The sequence below is a fragment of the Paenarthrobacter sp. NPDC056912 genome, from assembly GCF_042786555.1.
Taxonomy (GTDB): Bacteria; Actinomycetota; Actinomycetes; order Actinomycetales; family Micrococcaceae; genus Arthrobacter.
On record NZ_JBHUCD010000019.1, the window covers coordinates 81,677 to 96,491 of the forward strand.

Sequence of the window (14,815 nt, forward strand, 5' to 3'; positions counted from 1 at the left end):
GTTCAGCCAACCGAGAAACCGTCTGCTTCAAGGGCTGTGACAACGGTTTCGTTGGGGATCCTCGCGTACAGTGTGGTCACCCCTCCTGACTCCCGGACCGCGTCGGAAAGGCGCTGGGCCCAACGATGCTCAAGAGCCACCACCAAAGCGGTTTCGTTGTTTCCGATGGATTCGGCGGCGACTTCAAGGTCCGCGTCACTGAGGAGGGTAAATGGCCGCGGATACACCATCATGTCCGACCAATCGGCCTGCAGGTGGTCTTCCAGGTCGCGCACGTGCACAACCGAGTTATGGTCCCTTGTGAGCAGGACCAGGTCCATGAGCGCTACCGCACCCGACTTGACCGCCCCGCCCAATGCGGCCACGACGGTTGCATCCACCTCCGGTTGTCGAAACGCGCAGATGATCACTTCAACTGGTCCGACTTTCATGGTGGACTCCTGTTCGCCGAGCTGCAGTGCTTAAATACTCCCCCCGATTGACGTGGTTCGGTCTCATCCGAGTCGGGTGATCTGCCCGGGGCGGCCTCCGTGCTGCAATGAAAAATGAAGGGAGGCCGACATGTGCCGTTGGCTAGCGTACTCAGGTTCACCGGTGAGTTTGGAGGAACTTCTTTACAAGCCCGCCAACTCACTCGTCATGCAAAGCAAGCATTCGCGCCTCGGCGTGGAAACCACCAATGGTGACGGCTTCGGCGTCGGTTGGTATGGAACCCGGCAAACACCAGGCCTGTTCCGCAGCACGGAACCGGCGTGGCATGACGTCAATCTTCGCGAACTCTGCGCGCAGGCATCCTCAGAGCGGGTCTTCGCGCATATTCGCGCCTCCACAGGTTCGGCCGTGCAGCAAACAAACTGCCACCCCTTCCGGCATGAGGACTGGCTATGGATGCACAACGGGGCCATCAGGGGCTTCCCCACCATCAAACGGGACCTGGCGTTGGCGGTCGAGCCGGAGCTCTACCCTGAGATCCTGGGATCGACGGATTCCGAATTGTTCTTCTACCTTGCCCTCAGCTTCGGTCTGACGGAAGACGTTCGAGCGGCGGTGGCTGCCGCCGTCGAATTTGTCGAAAGGACGGGCCGGCGTCACGGGATCGAAGATCCGATGCAGATGACAATAGCCACCACCGACGGCGAGACCACCTGGGCTTTCCGCTATTCCAGCGAGGGTAATTCCCGGTCCCTGTTCCACAGCACCGACATCGAAACCCTCCAGGCGCAGTATCCGGACAACGATGTCTTGAAGGGCCTCTCACGCGAGTCCCGGATAGTGGTTTCCGAGCCACTGGGGGATCTCTACGGAGCATGGCAGGAGATCCCTGAATCCACCTGCATCCTGGTGCGCGGCGCTGAAGCCGAGATCCTCCCCTTCACGCCGACGGCGGCCTAGCAGGGACCGGCATTTCATCCTCAGGGGATGAGGTTAGCCCTGTGTGCCAGATCAACAATGTTCCTACGCGGCCGCCATAGGGGCTGTGAAACAGCAGTCGAGCTCAGAAGGGAACCTCTTATGTGGAGACCGCACCCGGTCCTGGCAGGACCAGTGGCAGTCGGGATGGCAATTGTTTTGCTCACGGGCTGCGGGCCCAGCAATTCGGGAAGTACAAGCACAGCCTCCGCCAGTGCCAGCATCGCGAAAGAACAGGCAAAAACGGAGGATGTCTGCAACGCAGCCTCAGCCTACAACGCGGCCGTTGTGAGTTTCAGAAACCTACTGACGCCTGAAGCGACCATCGAGCAAATCCGCGCAGCGCGGGACGAGGTGGTGAAGGCCGCTGACGAGCTGAACAAGAAGGCGGCGGACATTACCCAGGACCGGTTGGAGGCCGTGAAGGCGGCTGAAAAGAAATTCGAGGCTGCTGTCAACGATGTCCGTGACCAGGCGACGGTTCCTGAAGCGGTCGCATCACTTAAGGACGAAGCAGCGGGCGTTGAGACTGCCGTGTCCAACCTCAGCAAAGACATCAAATGCTAGAGACCGCGTTCCCTGTGGACGCCGCCACCCTGAATGAGAGCATGTGAGATCACAATGAATTTCTTTGAAAACTTTTGGGACATCTTCTGGTGGTTCTTCACCATTTACGCCTTCTTCGGCTACATGTACGCCCTGTTTGCGATCATCGGCGATATTTTCCGGGACCACGCCCTGAACGGCTGGTTGAAAGCCATCTGGCTGTTCGCCCTGGTCTTTATACCGTTCCTTACGGTGCTGGTCTACCTGATTGCCCGCGGAAACGGTATGACCCAGCGCTCCATGGAGAACGCCCGGCAGCGCCAGGCAGCAGGCGAGGCCTACATCAGGAGCGTTGCCACCTCAGGCCCCACCTCGAGCCCCAGTGACGAGATTTCCAAGGCCAAGGCCCTGCTCGATGATGGAACCATCACCGCAACTGAATTCGCAGCGATCAAGGCCAAAGTAGCCGTGTGAACATCCCGGGGACCGCGATCCCAGAGACCGCGCCGGCAGACGTCACGACGTCGGCTGACGCGGTCTTTACGTGCGGGCGCGGCTTATGCTTGCGGGCGCGGACGTTTCGCTGCGAAGAGGAACGCCCGTCCCACCACCACCAGGAGGCCGAGCCCGGCAAGCATCTGCACCGTCACTACGGCGCGGGCCAAGTCGGTGACCGGCGTGATGTCGCCGAACCCCACCGTAGCCAGGGTGGTGGTCGTAAAGTACAGCGCATCCAGCCGGTCAAGGGGCTCGGTGAATGCGAGTGGGTCGGATGTGGCTATGGCGGTGTAGAGCAGCGAGAAAAGACTGACGAACAACACGACGATCTGCACGATGCCCTCCGCAGCGCGCACCAGCGGGGCTTTGGCGTACGCCACCCGCCGGACCTGGAAGCTCATGGCCCCTAGAAACACCAGTGCGACAACCGCCAGCCGGAACCAGGCAGCGGCAGGATTGTGTTCGTTAAAACCGTCTACCGGTACGAAGAAGTACAGGAGAAGGGTGGCGGCCACCACGGCAGCCGTCCGTGCGATCGCACCTAATACCACTCGTCGCATAGTCGATCCATCGATGAAGTGAGCAGTGCCGGGCGTTTTGCGCGGCGCTGCCGGAGCATGACTCATGCTAACCCCGCCCGACCTTGGCCAGGCTGCGGCGCGGCGCCGCCGGTACGACGCCTACGTGCCTTGCGCTGCCGTATCCGGGAAGCCTTGATACCGGAGCGGTCGAGGCCTATTCTGTGCCTCGTGGGACACTTATCCGCAAGCGGATTTGGGCCCAGTCCACTGTTCAAGATCCAGCCGCCCCGTAGCGTGGACGCTGCAATTGAGCGTCCCCGCCTCAATGATGGCTTGTCCGTGGCCGCCGGTTCGCGCCGGCTGATACTTGTTGAAGCCCCAGCGGGCTACGGCAAGTCCACTATCTTGAGTGACTGGGTCCGCAATACGCCCATGCCGTCAGCGTGGCTCACCCTTGACCGCTTTGATGCACAGCCTGAACGGCTGTTCCGGGGCATACTGGCTGCCATCCAATCAGCAGCGGCCAGAGATTTTCCTGCCATGAATGAAGTCCTCCTTAGCCATGACCGGGCACTCGTCCAGGACGAAGCAGCGTCCTATGATCATCTTCTGGGGGCCTTGGAACTGCTTGATCAGCCCTTGGCCGTGGTCATCGACGACGTTCACTTGGCCGGGCCCGGATTGGTGGACGGCATCGTGGGGGTGCTGACACGGTCTGCGCCCCCCTCCTTGAAGTTGGTTCTCTCTGGTCGGGACCATTCTTCGCTGCGACTTGAGCGGCTGCGTTACAGCGGGGGGTTGGAGGAGTTCCGCACCGGAGACCTGGCATTCACCCTGGAGGAGGCCGCCCGGTTCGCCGATGGCCTCGGACGGGCACCTGGCTGGGACGTGGAAGAGATCTGGGCCGCGACGGCAGGGTGGCCTGTGGCCATTCATGCAGCGTTCCTGGGGGTGCGCCAGGCGCAGACTGAACCGGAGGGCGCTTCCGGTGTGTTCACCTCGGAGAGTGCTTTCGCGGACTACATCGCCGAGGAAGTCCTCAGCCAGCTCGACGAGCCCTTGGCCGACTTCGTTTTGCGCGCCACCACCTGCGACTGGCTTGAGCGCGGACTGGCAATCGAGCTGTCCGGGTTGCCTACAGCCGGAATCCTGCTCCAGGAGTGCCTGAGGAAGGGACTCTTCCTCGAGGAGACAGACTTCCGTGAGGACGAGGCTGTCTATCATTGGCAGCCGCTGTTTGCAGCACAATGCCGCGGAATTCTGGAGTACAGGAACCCCGTCCTTGCGGAGCATCTTCATCGGGTCGCCGCCCGCTATTACGAGGATGTCGACGTCTCCGAAAGCGTGGCGCAGGCGTTGATGGGCCGTGAACCCCAGTTGGCCGCGGAAGCGCTGGGAGGCCGCTGGGTGGAGTATCTCCTGCGCAACGGCCTGCACGCCCTGGAACAGCTGTGCCTCGACCTTGCGGCGCCCTGGTGTGATGACGCCGAAGTCCTCCTGATCAGGGCTGTCTGCCGCTCGCTTGCTGGAGACGTTTCGTCCGCTGCGGTCCTCAACCGCCGAGCCCTGGCCGGTGTTGCGGACATTGACGCCGGGCGCAGGCAGAGGCTCGAATCCTTTGCGGACCTGCTCGGACTGCTACCACGGGACAGTGTCACGGCAGCTGGACATGCCGCGGCCGTGCAGAACGACGACGGCGGCCACGCCGGCGAACCGACGACGGAGGTGGCGCTCCTAAGGCGGACGGACATCCATGGGCGCGACGGGTCTCCGCTGGCTAATACGGTTGCGGGCACAGTTCGGGGGATTGATGCCTCAGTGGAAGAAAGGGTGGGGGTGGCCTCGGAAATCGCGCTGGCCCATGCGGCCGCCGGCGACCTGATGGGAGCCGACAAAATTGCCCTCTACGCCTTGGAAAGCGCCCAGGACCTCGGCTGGAGCGCGGACGGTCCAGGGGACTCCGCTTGGCTGGCGCGGGGAATCGCTTGTTATTGGGTGGACGACCTTGTGAGCGCACGGAGCCATCTGGACAAGATCCAGCATGCGGGGAACGGGGTGACTTCCGCAGCCAAACTGTGCGCTTTCTACCGGGTCCTGATCGATTGCGCCGGAGGCGACGAGGTCCAGGTTGCCGCGTCGCGCAGCCAGTTGGCCTCGCCTCAGAACCGTGGGCTGTTTGGGCCCTCCTGGCAGACATTTTCCGTCATGGCACGAGCGAAACTTGCAGAAGCCAGTGGAGACCTTGCCGGTGCCTTGGCGATGGTCAAGCCGCTGGGTGTGGGAGGACACCCTCCTTTGGTGGAAACGTTCCTGGCCGAGTTGCTCAGGCGTGGAGGGAATTTCGCTGACGCCCTCCGCTGCACCGAATCCCTTCCGGAACGCCAACGCAACGCCTATATCGGAACCAGCATGGCGTTGACCGAGTCGCTTATTGCTGCGAAGTCCGGTGACATGACCACCGCCCATGAGCGGATTGAGCACGCGATCTCCCTGGCCGAGCCGCAGTGCGTCCTGCGACCATTCGCTGAACGCCATGACGACCTTTCGGGTCTCCTTGTCCAGCACGCCGTGTGGGGCACGGCCCACGAAGCATTTGTAGCCGCGCGGATGACGCCAAGCACGCATGACGACAGCATGACGACGTTCCTGTACTGGAGCCTCACAGAGCGAGAACTTGAGGTCCTTACCTACATGCGCTCAATGATGACCGCGGCCGATATTGGCAGCGCTTTGTTCATATCGGTGAACACGGTCAAGACGCACCAGCGGTCCATTTACCGGAAGCTCGGAGCTGCGAGCCGGCGCGACGTCCTGAAGATCGCCGCGGCACGGGGAATCCTGTAAGGCTCCTTTCCGGCGAGGCCGCTTTGTTCGGGCCCCAGTTTCACCCCCAAGGGGTGAGGTTCAGGCCACCCTCCGATGCCGACAATGAACCTATGCACACATGAGTCTCCGGTCATCTGGCCGCTCGACCCGGAACCGCCGCAGTCCGTCACCGTACTAGGAGCTTGGGAAGCACATGGGTTACTTCGAGAACATCTGGACCATCTTCTGGGGAGTCGCCGGGCTTTTGATTCTCTTCGCGTTCCTGTCCGCGCTCTTCACCATCATCGGCGACGTGTTTCGGGACCAGGACCTCAGCGGCTGGGCAAAGGGCGGCTGGATGCTTTTGCTGATCTTCCTGCCTCTCCTGGGTGTCCTGCTGTATCTGATCGTTCGTGGCAGGGGCATGAACGATCGTTCCGGTCCCCAGTCCCGCCACAGCTACTTCGACCCCGGCAACCGGTACGACAGCAGGTTCATCATCTGAGACCAGGACGCCCCAGTGCTCGATTTCTTTCAAGACCCCGAACGGGTCACGCTGCTCGTGGTGGCTGTCCACTTCGTGCTGGTTGCCATAGCCGCCGTCCTGCTCTCAAGGAACCGCCGGCCGTCCTCCGCGATTGCATGGCTGCTGGCCATTATCTTCATACCCGTCCTGGGAGCTTTGGCTTTCCTCCTGGTGGGAAACGCCAAGCTGCCGAAGGCTCGGCGCGAGAAGCAGCGGGAGGTCAACGCGCGGGTAGCTGAGGGAACCAAGGGGACGCTGGCGGTCAATCACAGTGACGAGTGGCCGGAATGGCTGCATTCGGCGGTAGTGCTGAACCGGAACCTCGGGGCGCTGCCGATGATCGGCGGGAACGCCGTCGAGCTGTTGGACGACTACAACGGCACCTTTGACTCGATGGTCAAGGCCATTGACGCCGCCGAAGACTACGTGAACGTGGAGTTTTACATCTTTGCCAGAGACCCTTCCACTTCACCGTTCTTCGATGCCATGGAGCGCGCTGCAGGGCGCGGAGTCAAGGTCAGGGTGCTCTCGGATCACCTGTCCGGCCTCATGTACCCGGGGCGAAAGGAAACGATTGAATTCCTGCGCAAAGCCGGCATCGACTACTACCCGATGCTTCCGTTGATGCCGTTGAAGGGTAAATGGCAGCGCCCCGACCTGCGGAACCATCGCAAGATCGTGGTGGTGGACGGGAGGATCGGCTTCACCGGATCCCAGAACCTCATCGACTCCAGCTACAACACGGAGAAGAACAAGAAGCGGGGACTCACCTGGCAGGAATTGATGATCCGCGTGGAAGGACCGCTGGTCCGTGAACTTGATGCAGTGTTCGCCACGGACTGGTACAGCGAATCGGGAGTCATCCTGCCACCGAACACTGCGCCGATTGTGGTCCGTGACGGACCAGGGCTCCTGGACGCTCAGGTGTTGCCCAGCGGGCCGAGCTTTGACAACGACAACAACCTGAAGCTGTACACAGCGCTGATCCACAAAGCCGAGCGCCGTGTCAGCATCACCAGCCCGTACTTTGTGCCTGATGAATCCATCATGATGGCCATTCTGACCGCTGCCGCGAGAGGGCTGGACGTGGAATTGTTCGTCTCCGAGGTGGGGGACCAAGCACTTGTCTACCACGCGCAGCGCTCCTACTACGAGGCCCTGCTCCGGGCAGGCGTACGGATCCACCTTTACCGCTCGCCCAAGGTCCTCCACTCCAAGCACTTCACCATTGACGAGGAGGTGGCCGTCATCGGGTCAAGCAACATGGACGTTCGATCATTCGCCCTGAACATGGAGGTCTCCGTGTTGGCGCACGGGCGTTGGCTTGTGGATGCGATGCGCCACGTCGAGGACGGGTACCGGGCGAACAGCATTGAACTCCACCTCGATGAGTGGATGGAACGCCCCACCCAGCAAAAAGTGTTCGACAACCTCGCCCGGCTCACCTCGTCCCTGCAATAGACGCAGGCAAACCGGGCCTAGCAAAGGAGAGCACCATGGGGCCGGAACCATCTGATTCGGAGCCTCCAACAGGCCTTCCCCGCAGCACGACGATCCTCCTTGCCTTGGCCGGAGCCACCGTGGCCGCGTTCGGAATGGCCGCGATCAAGGGGATCTTCACGCCGGTGTTCCTGGCCTTCGTGCTCACCCTTTGCGTGCATCCGATCAGGCATTGGATGCACGGGCGCGGCATCCGCAGGGGTTTTGCCACGGTCACCACCATCGGAGCTGTCTTTGGCCTGTTGATCGCCTTTGCAACGGTCCTGATCGCGGCACTGGCGCAATTCGCCGCACTGTTGCCGCAGTTCGCCCCGCAACTTCAGCAACTGGGCGACGCCGTCACCCGGGCCCTGGAATCTGCAGGGTTCGGGCCGGAGCAAACCCAGGCCATCCAGGAGAGTTTCACCCCGGGACGCATCATCGGATTCGTGGCCGGCCTCCTCGGTAGCGTCACGGATCTGGTGGGCGGCCTCGTAGTCATCCTGACGATGTTGATTCTCATGGCGGTGGACGGATCCCGCGTCCCTGCCCTGCTCACCTATGTGGGCCGGCACCGTCCGGCCATTGTGACAGCTTTGACGGGCTTCGGCGCGGGCGTCCGCCGGTACATGGTTGCCACTACAGTCCTGGGGGTCGCACAAGGCCTTTTTAACTGGTTGGTTTTGGTGCTCCTCCAGGTTCCCGGCGCTCTCCTGTGGGGTCTGCTCTCATTCATTTGCAGCTTCATCCCCAACGTCGGCTACTTCATCGCCATTGTTCCGCCACTCTTCTTTGGCTACCTCAGCGGCGGCTGGCCCACAGTGGTGGGCGTCATCATCGTCTTCGGCGTCATCAACAGCGCCATCCAATCTGTGATCCAACCCAAATACATTGGCAACGCCGTATCCCTCAGCGAGACATTGACCTTTGTCTCAGTACTCTTCTGGGCCCTGATCCTGGGTCCCATGGGCGCCATTTTGGCCGTGCCCCTCACACTGCTGGTCCGCGCATTGCTGGTGGATGCCGACACCTCCAGGACCTGGCGCAGGGCCCTGACCGGCGACAGATCGGAACTCGAAGCCATCATCAAGGACGAGGACAAAGAGATCCGCGCGCGGCGGTCCCGGCGGACCCGGGAGGGGCCGGGGAACCCTGATCCCGGTGAGGTGAAGGCGTGATGTCCCGCCGGCGTGCGGCTGAGGCCGGGTGAGCTACACGTGCTGAGCCTCGTCGTCGGCCTCTTGCCCCTCGCGCTCGCTGGTGCGATGAGTACTGTGCCCGTCAGCATCACCATCATGATCCTGTTGTCTCCAAACGCCCACCGCGGAGCTCTGCCTTTCCTGATCGGTACGCTTTCGGGGGCCGCAGTAGTGGTGGGCCTCGCGGCAATCGGGCTTCAATCCTTGCCTGTCCGGAACGACAAGCCCCAGAACGTGGAGCTTGCGGCGGCGGGCTTTGTTATCGCGGCAGTTCTGGTGGGATATTCCGTGCATCTCTTCAGGCGCCAGAACACAACGGACAACCTGATGCTGGGCAGGATCAAGGCGCAACTGGACTCCGCCCGTCCGTGGAAATTCCTGGCTTTGGGCCTCGTCCTGAACCTGCGTCCCAAAGCGTTGCTGCTCTCCATCACTGCCGGCGCGCTGATCGGACTGCAAGGCCTGCAGTTGCTCGCTGGATCGCTTTTTGTCCTCGGCTACGCCTTGGCCCTCCAGACTGCGGTCCTGGTGCCGATCGTCCTTTGGCTCAGGCGGCCCGAGCGCGCCGACGTGATGCTGACAGCAGTGGACGGGTGGATGCAGCGGAACAGCAAGGCGATTGCGGCCTCCACTGTGCTGGCGATCGGCCTGGTCATCGCCGGCTTCAGCTTTTCCCGGCTTTGATAGACCACTGCGGCGGCACCGCCGGAACGGCACGTTCACCGCACCTATGATGAACTTGACTGGCGCCTGAATCGGGGCGCGGAAATGAGGATCCGTCGATGTTCGCCGTTCCGGCACCCGCGGTGCGCCACCAGCAGTTGCTTGTCACGATTTTCGGCCTCTACGGCCGGAACGCGGGCGATGCCTTGCCGGTATCCGCGCTGATCTCCATGCTGGGCTCGCTCGGTTACGATGCGCCGGGGGTGAGGTCCTCGGTGTCCCGCCTCAAGGCCAAGGGCGTGCTGAAGAGTGTCCGCGAAGGCGGTATTGCGAAGTACAAAATCTCCGAATCCGTCAGCGATGTTTTCCGCGAAGGTGACCGCCGGATCTTTGCCCCTGAGCAGCCGGCGCCAGTGGACACCTGGGTGCTTGCCGTGTTCTCCGTGCCCGAATCGATGCGGAACCGCCGGCACCAGCTGCGCTCGGCGTTGTCCGGGCTTGGTTTCGGGTCCGTGGCCAACGGCGTGTGGATCGCGCCCGCGCACAAGCTGGAACAGGCCCGGGAGCGCCTCACGGCCGGCGGGCTGATCGAATTCGTGGATTTGTTCCGTAGTGACTATGTTTTTGACGGACCCATGCGGCCGAAGATCTCTGAATGGTGGGACCTCAAGGAACTCGATGAGCAGTTCACCGAGTTCCTTGAGCTGTACCAGGGGGCGGAGCAGCAGTGGACCCAACGGGTTGGCGACGATCCGGAAGCCGCCCTGGCTTCCTCCACGGAAGAGCTGCGTCGCGACGCTTTCCGTTACTACATCCCGATGCTCACCATGTGGCGCAAGTTCCCTTACCGGGATCCCAATCTGCCCACCGACTACCTGCCGCCTGAGTGGCATGGGCCTGCCGTGCGCAAGAGCTTCCAGGCAGTTCATCGTTTGGCCGCTCCCCTCGCCGCCGCCCACGCGCATGAAATTATCAGCGATGCTTTGGATCCGGCGGCGGCTTAGGGAGTCCGACTATCACGCGGTCTGAGCCTGCCGCCTGCAGACGCAGCTGACTACTCGTTGGTGTGGGGCGCGTCGATGACGCCGAACACTTCACCTTGTGGTGCTTGCACGATCGCCATGCGCCCAAGGGGGCTGTCCGTGACGGGTGCAATGAGGGTTGAGCCGAGCTCCACGGCCCGCGCCGCGGTGCCGTCCACGTGTTCGCTGGCGAACCAGGTCAGCCAGTAGTTGGGTACGTCGTCGGGAAGTTCTGTGTCATGGTGGACCCCGCCGACTTCCCGGCCATCCAGCGGGCGGCGGATGGTGGAGTAGACGTATCCGTCCTCCGTGATGTCCTGGTAGCTGACGTCGAAGGCTTCGGCATAGAAGGCCCGGGCCGCCAGGTAGTCGCGTGTGTGGAGCTCGTTCCAGCACAGTGCCCCGTGCTCGTTGACCCGTTCTGCCCCGATGTGGGTCCCTGCCTGCCAGATGCCGAAGACGGCTCCGGCAGTGTCTGCAGCCAGCGCCATCCGGCCGGAATCCATCACGTCAAAGGGAGGTGCAATCAACTGTCCGCCGGCCGCTGCTATTTTCTTGGACGTCACCTCAACATCGTCCGATGCCAGGAAGGTGGTCCACACGGTTGGCATGGCGGGGTCCTGCTTGGGGCCGATTCCTGCCACGGCGTGCCCGCCGATATGAGCCAGGAGGTAGTCTCCTGAATCCTCGCCGCCGGACACATACTCCCAGCCGAAAAGGTCGGCATAGAAGGCTTTGGCGGCGCTAAGGTCGTCGGCGCCAAGGTCAACCCACATGGGAGTTGCTGAGGGCCAGCTGGAGATTTTGGTGGACATGGGACTCCTTTGACTAGGGATATTAAGGGTGGCTGCCTCCCCGGATGCCCCATGCGCTGGGCTTTTCGAGGAGGCAGCCACCCATAAAGTGCGTGTCCAGCCCGATTCATGACACGGTTCAGCCGGCCAAATCCTCCAAGACGGCCATTGCCGCGTTGTGTCCGCCGAGTCCGCTGACACCGCCGCCGCGCCGGGCGCCCGCGCCGCAGAGGAAGATCCGCGGATGCCCCGTGGCCACTCCCCACCGTTCGGCCGGAGAATCGCGGGGTTCGTCGTCTTCGAGGAACGGCCACTGCAGGTTGCCGTGGAAGATGTTTCCGCCGGACATGTTGAGTGCGTGTTCCAGGTCCAGCGTGGTCTTGGCTTCAACGCAAGGATTCCCGTCGGCGTCGCTGAGCAGGAGATCTTCAATGGGTTCGGCCAGCACGGAGTTGAGGGACTCCAGCACGGCAGCCTGGAGCTTCGCCCGCATCTGGTCGTTGTTCTCTTCAGTGACCAGCCGGTCCGGTGTGTGCAGCCCGAACACAGTGAGGGTTTGGACTCCGGCGGCCACGAGTTCTTCGGAGAGGATGCTGGGGTCGGTGAGCGAGTGGCAGTAGATCTCGCTGGGGAGCGGGCTGGGGATGGCGCCGTCCACTGCTGCCTGGTAGGCGTCTTCAAGCTGTTCGTAGCGCTCGTTGATGTGGAAGGTCCCGCCGAAGGCCGCTTCAGGGCTGACGGACGTGTCCAGGAGTTTGGGCAGGCGGCGCAGGAGCAGGTTCACTTTGATCTGGGCGCCCTCGGGCCGTGCGGCAACGGGCATCGAGGGTGAACCGAGCAATCCTTGAAGCACCCACGGCGCCACATTGGACAGCACCCTTTCGCCGTGGACCACCTGCGTGGAGCCGTCGCGCTGGAACCGGACCGAACCGTCGTCGGAAATGGTTTTGACGTCCGCGCCCGGAAGCATCACGGCGCCGGCCTCGCGTGCCGCGCGCTCCAACTCCCGCGAGACCGATCCCATGCCGCCCAAAGGGATATCCCAATCACCTGTTTGGTTGCCGATCACGTGATAGAGGAAGCAGCGGTTGGCATCCAGCGACGGATCGTCCAGGGAGGTGAAGGTTCCGATCAGCGCGTCGGTGGCAACCAGGCCGCGAACCAGGTTGTGGGAGAGCCGCTCGGTGATGACCTGCCCCAGGGGGTTCTCCATGAACGCCTTCCAGAGCTCGTCATCGCCCAGGAGCTCCCGTGCTTCCGTCCGGGTTGGCAAGGGTTCGCAGACGGTCGGGAAGAGCGCCCTGGCCAGCTTTCCCGTGTCGGTGTAGAACCGCTCGAGAGCATCAAAGTCGGCCTCGGCGCCGTGGCCCACGCGGACGAACGACTCCCGGCTGGCGTTCGGATCGCCGCCGTCGATCAGGAGTCCGGTTCCCGGTTCGTTCGGATCCGGGGTGTAGGACGAGTAGCGCCGGCGGGCGAGGTCGATGCTGAGGCCAAGCTCACGGATGATCCGCTCGGGAAACAGGCTGACCAGGTACGAGTACCGCGACAGGCGCGCATCCACGCCTTTGAAGGCGGCGGCCGAAATGGCGGCCCCGCCAAAATGCTGGTCACGCTCCAGGACGGCGACGCTTTTTCCTGCGCGCGCCAGATAGGCGGCCGCTGTCAGCCCGTTATGACCACCGCCCACAATGACTACATCAAACTGTGTTTTCTCCATGGGGCGAGACTAGCCCCACCAGTGCCACCACTTACGTGTGATGCCTTCAAAGGTAAGTAAATCTTAGCCTTATCACGACCCTCGATGTGGTGAGCATCACGTGGCCCGCCATCTGGGCGACTGTGCGTCGCGCAATGGCGGCGGCAAGCGCCAGGCGCCTGCCGCCGTCGTGCTTGCTGCCTAGACTGTGCGCGGCGCCTTGGCCATGTTGTCCCGCAGTTCGTCCGCGTTCTGCCGGATGACGTAGGCAGGGCGGTCGCGCTCGACGCGCCAGCTGTCCTCGAGGGGGCCGATGTTGACGGTGTCGAAACCAAACTCGTCATACAGCCTGGCCACCAGCTCCGCCGCTTCCGGGAAGTCGCTGGAAGTGGCCAGGGCGCGCCGGTTCGGTGTACCCGCGGGGGTGCCGTCAGTGGCGATGTCCTTGGCGAAGATGTGGTTGAAGCCCTTGGCTACCTTGGATGTGGGGAGGTGCTTCTGGAGGAGCCCGGACGTAGTGGCTTCTCCATTGTCCAGCTCGGGGATGCGGCCGTCCCGCTCCCAGTAATAGTTGTTGGTGTCGATGACGATCTTGCCCTCAAGCGGTTCCACCGGGATGCCCTGGTAGTTCTTGAGGGGAACGGTCACGACGGCGAAATCGCCCGCCGCTGCTGCCTCGCCGGCCGTTGCGGCCCGGGCCCGCGGCCCCAGTTCCGCGACGAGCTCGCCGAGGGTTTCGGGACCCCGTGAGTTGCTGATCACGACGTCGTAGCCCTGTTCCACGGCCTTGCGTGCAACCTGGCTGCCAATGTGTCCTGCACCGATGATTCCGATTGTTGTCATATCCGTGCCAACAACTTGTTGCAGGCGCGTATTTCCCGCGTTACGCAATATGTCGGCCGGGAATCTCCTTCCTGTGGGGATGGGCGATCAGTAGGCTTACAAAATGTCCTCACTATCGAGTGCGCGGTCCGGAAACAAACGCGGGGTCCTCTTTGACGTGGATGGGACCTTGATTGATTCCAGCTATATCCACACGCTGGCGTGGTGGCAGGCGTTCCGGCGGGAGGGCCTGGACGTGCAGATGTCCGCTATTCACCGCTGCATCGGCATGGGCGGCGACAAACTCATCCAACACCTGGTTCCCGGATGTTCCGACGACACCCAAGAGGACCTGAAATCCACGCACGGTGCCGTGTTCTCCACGTTCTGGCCCGCGTTGCGGGCCTTCGACTCGGCCCGGGACCTTTTGGCAGCTTGTTCGGATGCGGGGCTGGCCGTGGGTTTGGCGTCATCCGCGCAGGAGCGCGACCTGGACGTTTGCCGGCAGCTCCTCGACGCCGACTCCTCCATCGATGCGTGGACCAGCTCCAACGATGCCAAGGAGAGCAAACCCGCGCCGGACATCCTGCTGGCTTGCTTGGAAAAGCTGGAGCTTGGCCCCCGCGACGTTGTCTTTGTCGGCGACGCCGTGTGGGACGTGAAAGCCGCCGCGGAAATCGGCGTCCATACAATCGCCCTGACGTCTGGTGGAATCAGCGCGGCGGAACTTCGCCATGCAGGCGCCGTGGAAGTCTACGAGAATCCACGGGACCTGCTGGACAACCTGGAACACAGTGCCATTGGAAGGCTGACCCCCAACGCCTAAGCGAC

15 protein-coding genes are annotated in these 14,815 nt (G+C 62.6%); 10 read left to right on the plus strand and 5 right to left on the minus strand.

Annotated elements, in window-relative coordinates:
- Positions 1–2: 2 nt before the first annotated feature.
- Positions 3–431 (minus strand): DUF6325 family protein, encoded by a 429-nt coding sequence (locus tag ACFRJ9_RS18960; RefSeq protein ID WP_377671120.1) that lies wholly within the window; start codon positions 429–431, stop codon positions 3–5.
- A 130-nt stretch (positions 432–561) separates the two neighbouring features.
- On the opposite strand from ACFRJ9_RS18960, the gene ACFRJ9_RS18965 reads away from it, so the two are divergent.
- From ACFRJ9_RS18965 to ACFRJ9_RS18975, 3 genes are all read left to right on the plus strand, one after another.
- Positions 562–1,392: a class II glutamine amidotransferase gene (locus tag ACFRJ9_RS18965; RefSeq protein WP_377671122.1), complete on the plus strand. Its 831-nt coding sequence runs from the start codon at positions 562–564 to the stop codon at positions 1,390–1,392.
- Between the two features lie 306 nt (positions 1,393–1,698).
- Complete coding sequence (locus ACFRJ9_RS18970; protein WP_377671124.1) at positions 1,699–1,977, plus strand: hypothetical protein; 279 nt, start codon at positions 1,699–1,701, stop codon at positions 1,975–1,977.
- Positions 1,978–2,031: 54 nt separating this feature from the next.
- Entirely contained in the window at positions 2,032–2,430 is a 399-nt protein-coding gene (locus ACFRJ9_RS18975) for an SHOCT domain-containing protein (protein ID WP_377671127.1), read from the plus strand.
- 83 nt (positions 2,431–2,513) lie between these two features.
- On the opposite strand, the gene ACFRJ9_RS18980 is transcribed toward ACFRJ9_RS18975, so the two are convergent.
- Positions 2,514–3,014, minus strand: a complete 501-nt coding sequence (locus tag ACFRJ9_RS18980; RefSeq protein ID WP_377671129.1) for a potassium channel family protein — start codon at positions 3,012–3,014, stop codon at positions 2,514–2,516.
- 255 nt (positions 3,015–3,269) lie between these two features.
- Between ACFRJ9_RS18980 and ACFRJ9_RS18985 the strand changes: the two genes are divergently transcribed.
- From ACFRJ9_RS18985 to ACFRJ9_RS19010, 6 genes are all read left to right on the plus strand, one after another.
- Positions 3,270–5,819 carry a LuxR C-terminal-related transcriptional regulator gene (locus ACFRJ9_RS18985; RefSeq protein ID WP_377671131.1) on the plus strand — a complete coding sequence of 850 codons (2,550 nt, stop codon included), beginning with the start codon at positions 3,270–3,272 and terminating at the stop codon, positions 5,817–5,819.
- Between the two features lie 175 nt (positions 5,820–5,994).
- Entirely contained in the window at positions 5,995–6,285 is a 291-nt protein-coding gene (locus ACFRJ9_RS18990; RefSeq protein ID WP_377671133.1) for a PLDc N-terminal domain-containing protein, read from the plus strand.
- Between the two features lie 15 nt (positions 6,286–6,300).
- Complete coding sequence (gene cls, locus ACFRJ9_RS18995; RefSeq protein WP_377671135.1) at positions 6,301–7,767, plus strand: cardiolipin synthase; 1,467 nt, start codon at positions 6,301–6,303, stop codon at positions 7,765–7,767.
- Between the two features lie 35 nt (positions 7,768–7,802).
- Positions 7,803–8,963, plus strand: coding sequence for an AI-2E family transporter (locus ACFRJ9_RS19000; RefSeq protein ID WP_377671138.1), 1,161 nt, complete (start codon positions 7,803–7,805; stop codon positions 8,961–8,963).
- A gap of 39 nt (positions 8,964–9,002) precedes the next feature.
- Positions 9,003–9,668 (plus strand): GAP family protein, encoded by a 666-nt coding sequence (locus ACFRJ9_RS19005; protein ID WP_377671140.1) that lies wholly within the window; start codon positions 9,003–9,005, stop codon positions 9,666–9,668.
- 98 nt (positions 9,669–9,766) lie between these two features.
- Positions 9,767–10,651, plus strand: coding sequence for a PaaX family transcriptional regulator C-terminal domain-containing protein (locus tag ACFRJ9_RS19010; protein WP_377671143.1), 885 nt, complete (start codon positions 9,767–9,769; stop codon positions 10,649–10,651).
- A 50-nt stretch (positions 10,652–10,701) separates the two neighbouring features.
- Here ACFRJ9_RS19010 and ACFRJ9_RS19015 read toward each other — a convergent pair whose 3' ends face one another.
- The 3 genes from ACFRJ9_RS19015 to ACFRJ9_RS19025 all read right to left on the minus strand — a co-directional run bounded on the left by ACFRJ9_RS19015 (position 10,702) and on the right by ACFRJ9_RS19025 (position 14,005).
- Positions 10,702–11,484: a VOC family protein gene (locus ACFRJ9_RS19015; RefSeq protein ID WP_377671145.1), complete on the minus strand. Its 783-nt coding sequence runs from the start codon at positions 11,482–11,484 to the stop codon at positions 10,702–10,704.
- A gap of 118 nt (positions 11,485–11,602) precedes the next feature.
- Positions 11,603–13,183, minus strand: a complete 1,581-nt coding sequence (locus tag ACFRJ9_RS19020) for a phytoene desaturase family protein (protein WP_377671146.1) — start codon at positions 13,181–13,183, stop codon at positions 11,603–11,605.
- Between the two features lie 180 nt (positions 13,184–13,363).
- Positions 13,364–14,005 carry an NADPH-dependent F420 reductase gene (locus ACFRJ9_RS19025; RefSeq protein WP_377671148.1) on the minus strand — a complete coding sequence of 214 codons (642 nt, stop codon included), beginning with the start codon at positions 14,003–14,005 and terminating at the stop codon, positions 13,364–13,366.
- A 103-nt stretch (positions 14,006–14,108) separates the two neighbouring features.
- Between ACFRJ9_RS19025 and ACFRJ9_RS19030 the strand changes: the two genes are divergently transcribed.
- A complete protein-coding gene (locus ACFRJ9_RS19030; protein WP_377671150.1) occupies positions 14,109–14,810 on the plus strand; it encodes an HAD family hydrolase in 702 nt (233 codons plus the stop codon).
- The last annotated feature ends 5 nt before the right edge of the window (positions 14,811–14,815 follow it).

What these genes read in the sequence shown, in the direction of transcription:
- ACFRJ9_RS18960 (WP_377671120.1), bottom strand. Translation starts at nt 431, where the DNA reads ATGAAAGTCGGACCAGTTGAAGTGATCATCTGCGCGTTTCGACAACCG.
- ACFRJ9_RS18965 (WP_377671122.1), top strand. Translation starts at nt 562, where the DNA reads ATGTGCCGTTGGCTAGCGTACTCAGGTTCACCGGTGAGTTTGGAGGAA.
- ACFRJ9_RS18975 (WP_377671127.1), top strand. Translation starts at nt 2,032, where the DNA reads ATGAATTTCTTTGAAAACTTTTGGGACATCTTCTGGTGGTTCTTCACC.
- ACFRJ9_RS18980 (WP_377671129.1), bottom strand. Translation starts at nt 3,014, where the DNA reads ATGCGACGAGTGGTATTAGGTGCGATCGCACGGACGGCTGCCGTGGTG.
- ACFRJ9_RS18990 (WP_377671133.1), top strand. Translation starts at nt 5,995, where the DNA reads ATGGGTTACTTCGAGAACATCTGGACCATCTTCTGGGGAGTCGCCGGG.
- ACFRJ9_RS19000 (WP_377671138.1), top strand. Translation starts at nt 7,803, where the DNA reads ATGGGGCCGGAACCATCTGATTCGGAGCCTCCAACAGGCCTTCCCCGC.
- ACFRJ9_RS19010 (WP_377671143.1), top strand. Translation starts at nt 9,767, where the DNA reads ATGTTCGCCGTTCCGGCACCCGCGGTGCGCCACCAGCAGTTGCTTGTC.
- ACFRJ9_RS19015 (WP_377671145.1), bottom strand. Translation starts at nt 11,484, where the DNA reads ATGTCCACCAAAATCTCCAGCTGGCCCTCAGCAACTCCCATGTGGGTT.
- ACFRJ9_RS19020 (WP_377671146.1), bottom strand. Translation starts at nt 13,183, where the DNA reads ATGGAGAAAACACAGTTTGATGTAGTCATTGTGGGCGGTGGTCATAAC.
- ACFRJ9_RS19025 (WP_377671148.1), bottom strand. Translation starts at nt 14,005, where the DNA reads ATGACAACAATCGGAATCATCGGTGCAGGACACATTGGCAGCCAGGTT.
- ACFRJ9_RS19030 (WP_377671150.1), top strand. Translation starts at nt 14,109, where the DNA reads ATGTCCTCACTATCGAGTGCGCGGTCCGGAAACAAACGCGGGGTCCTC.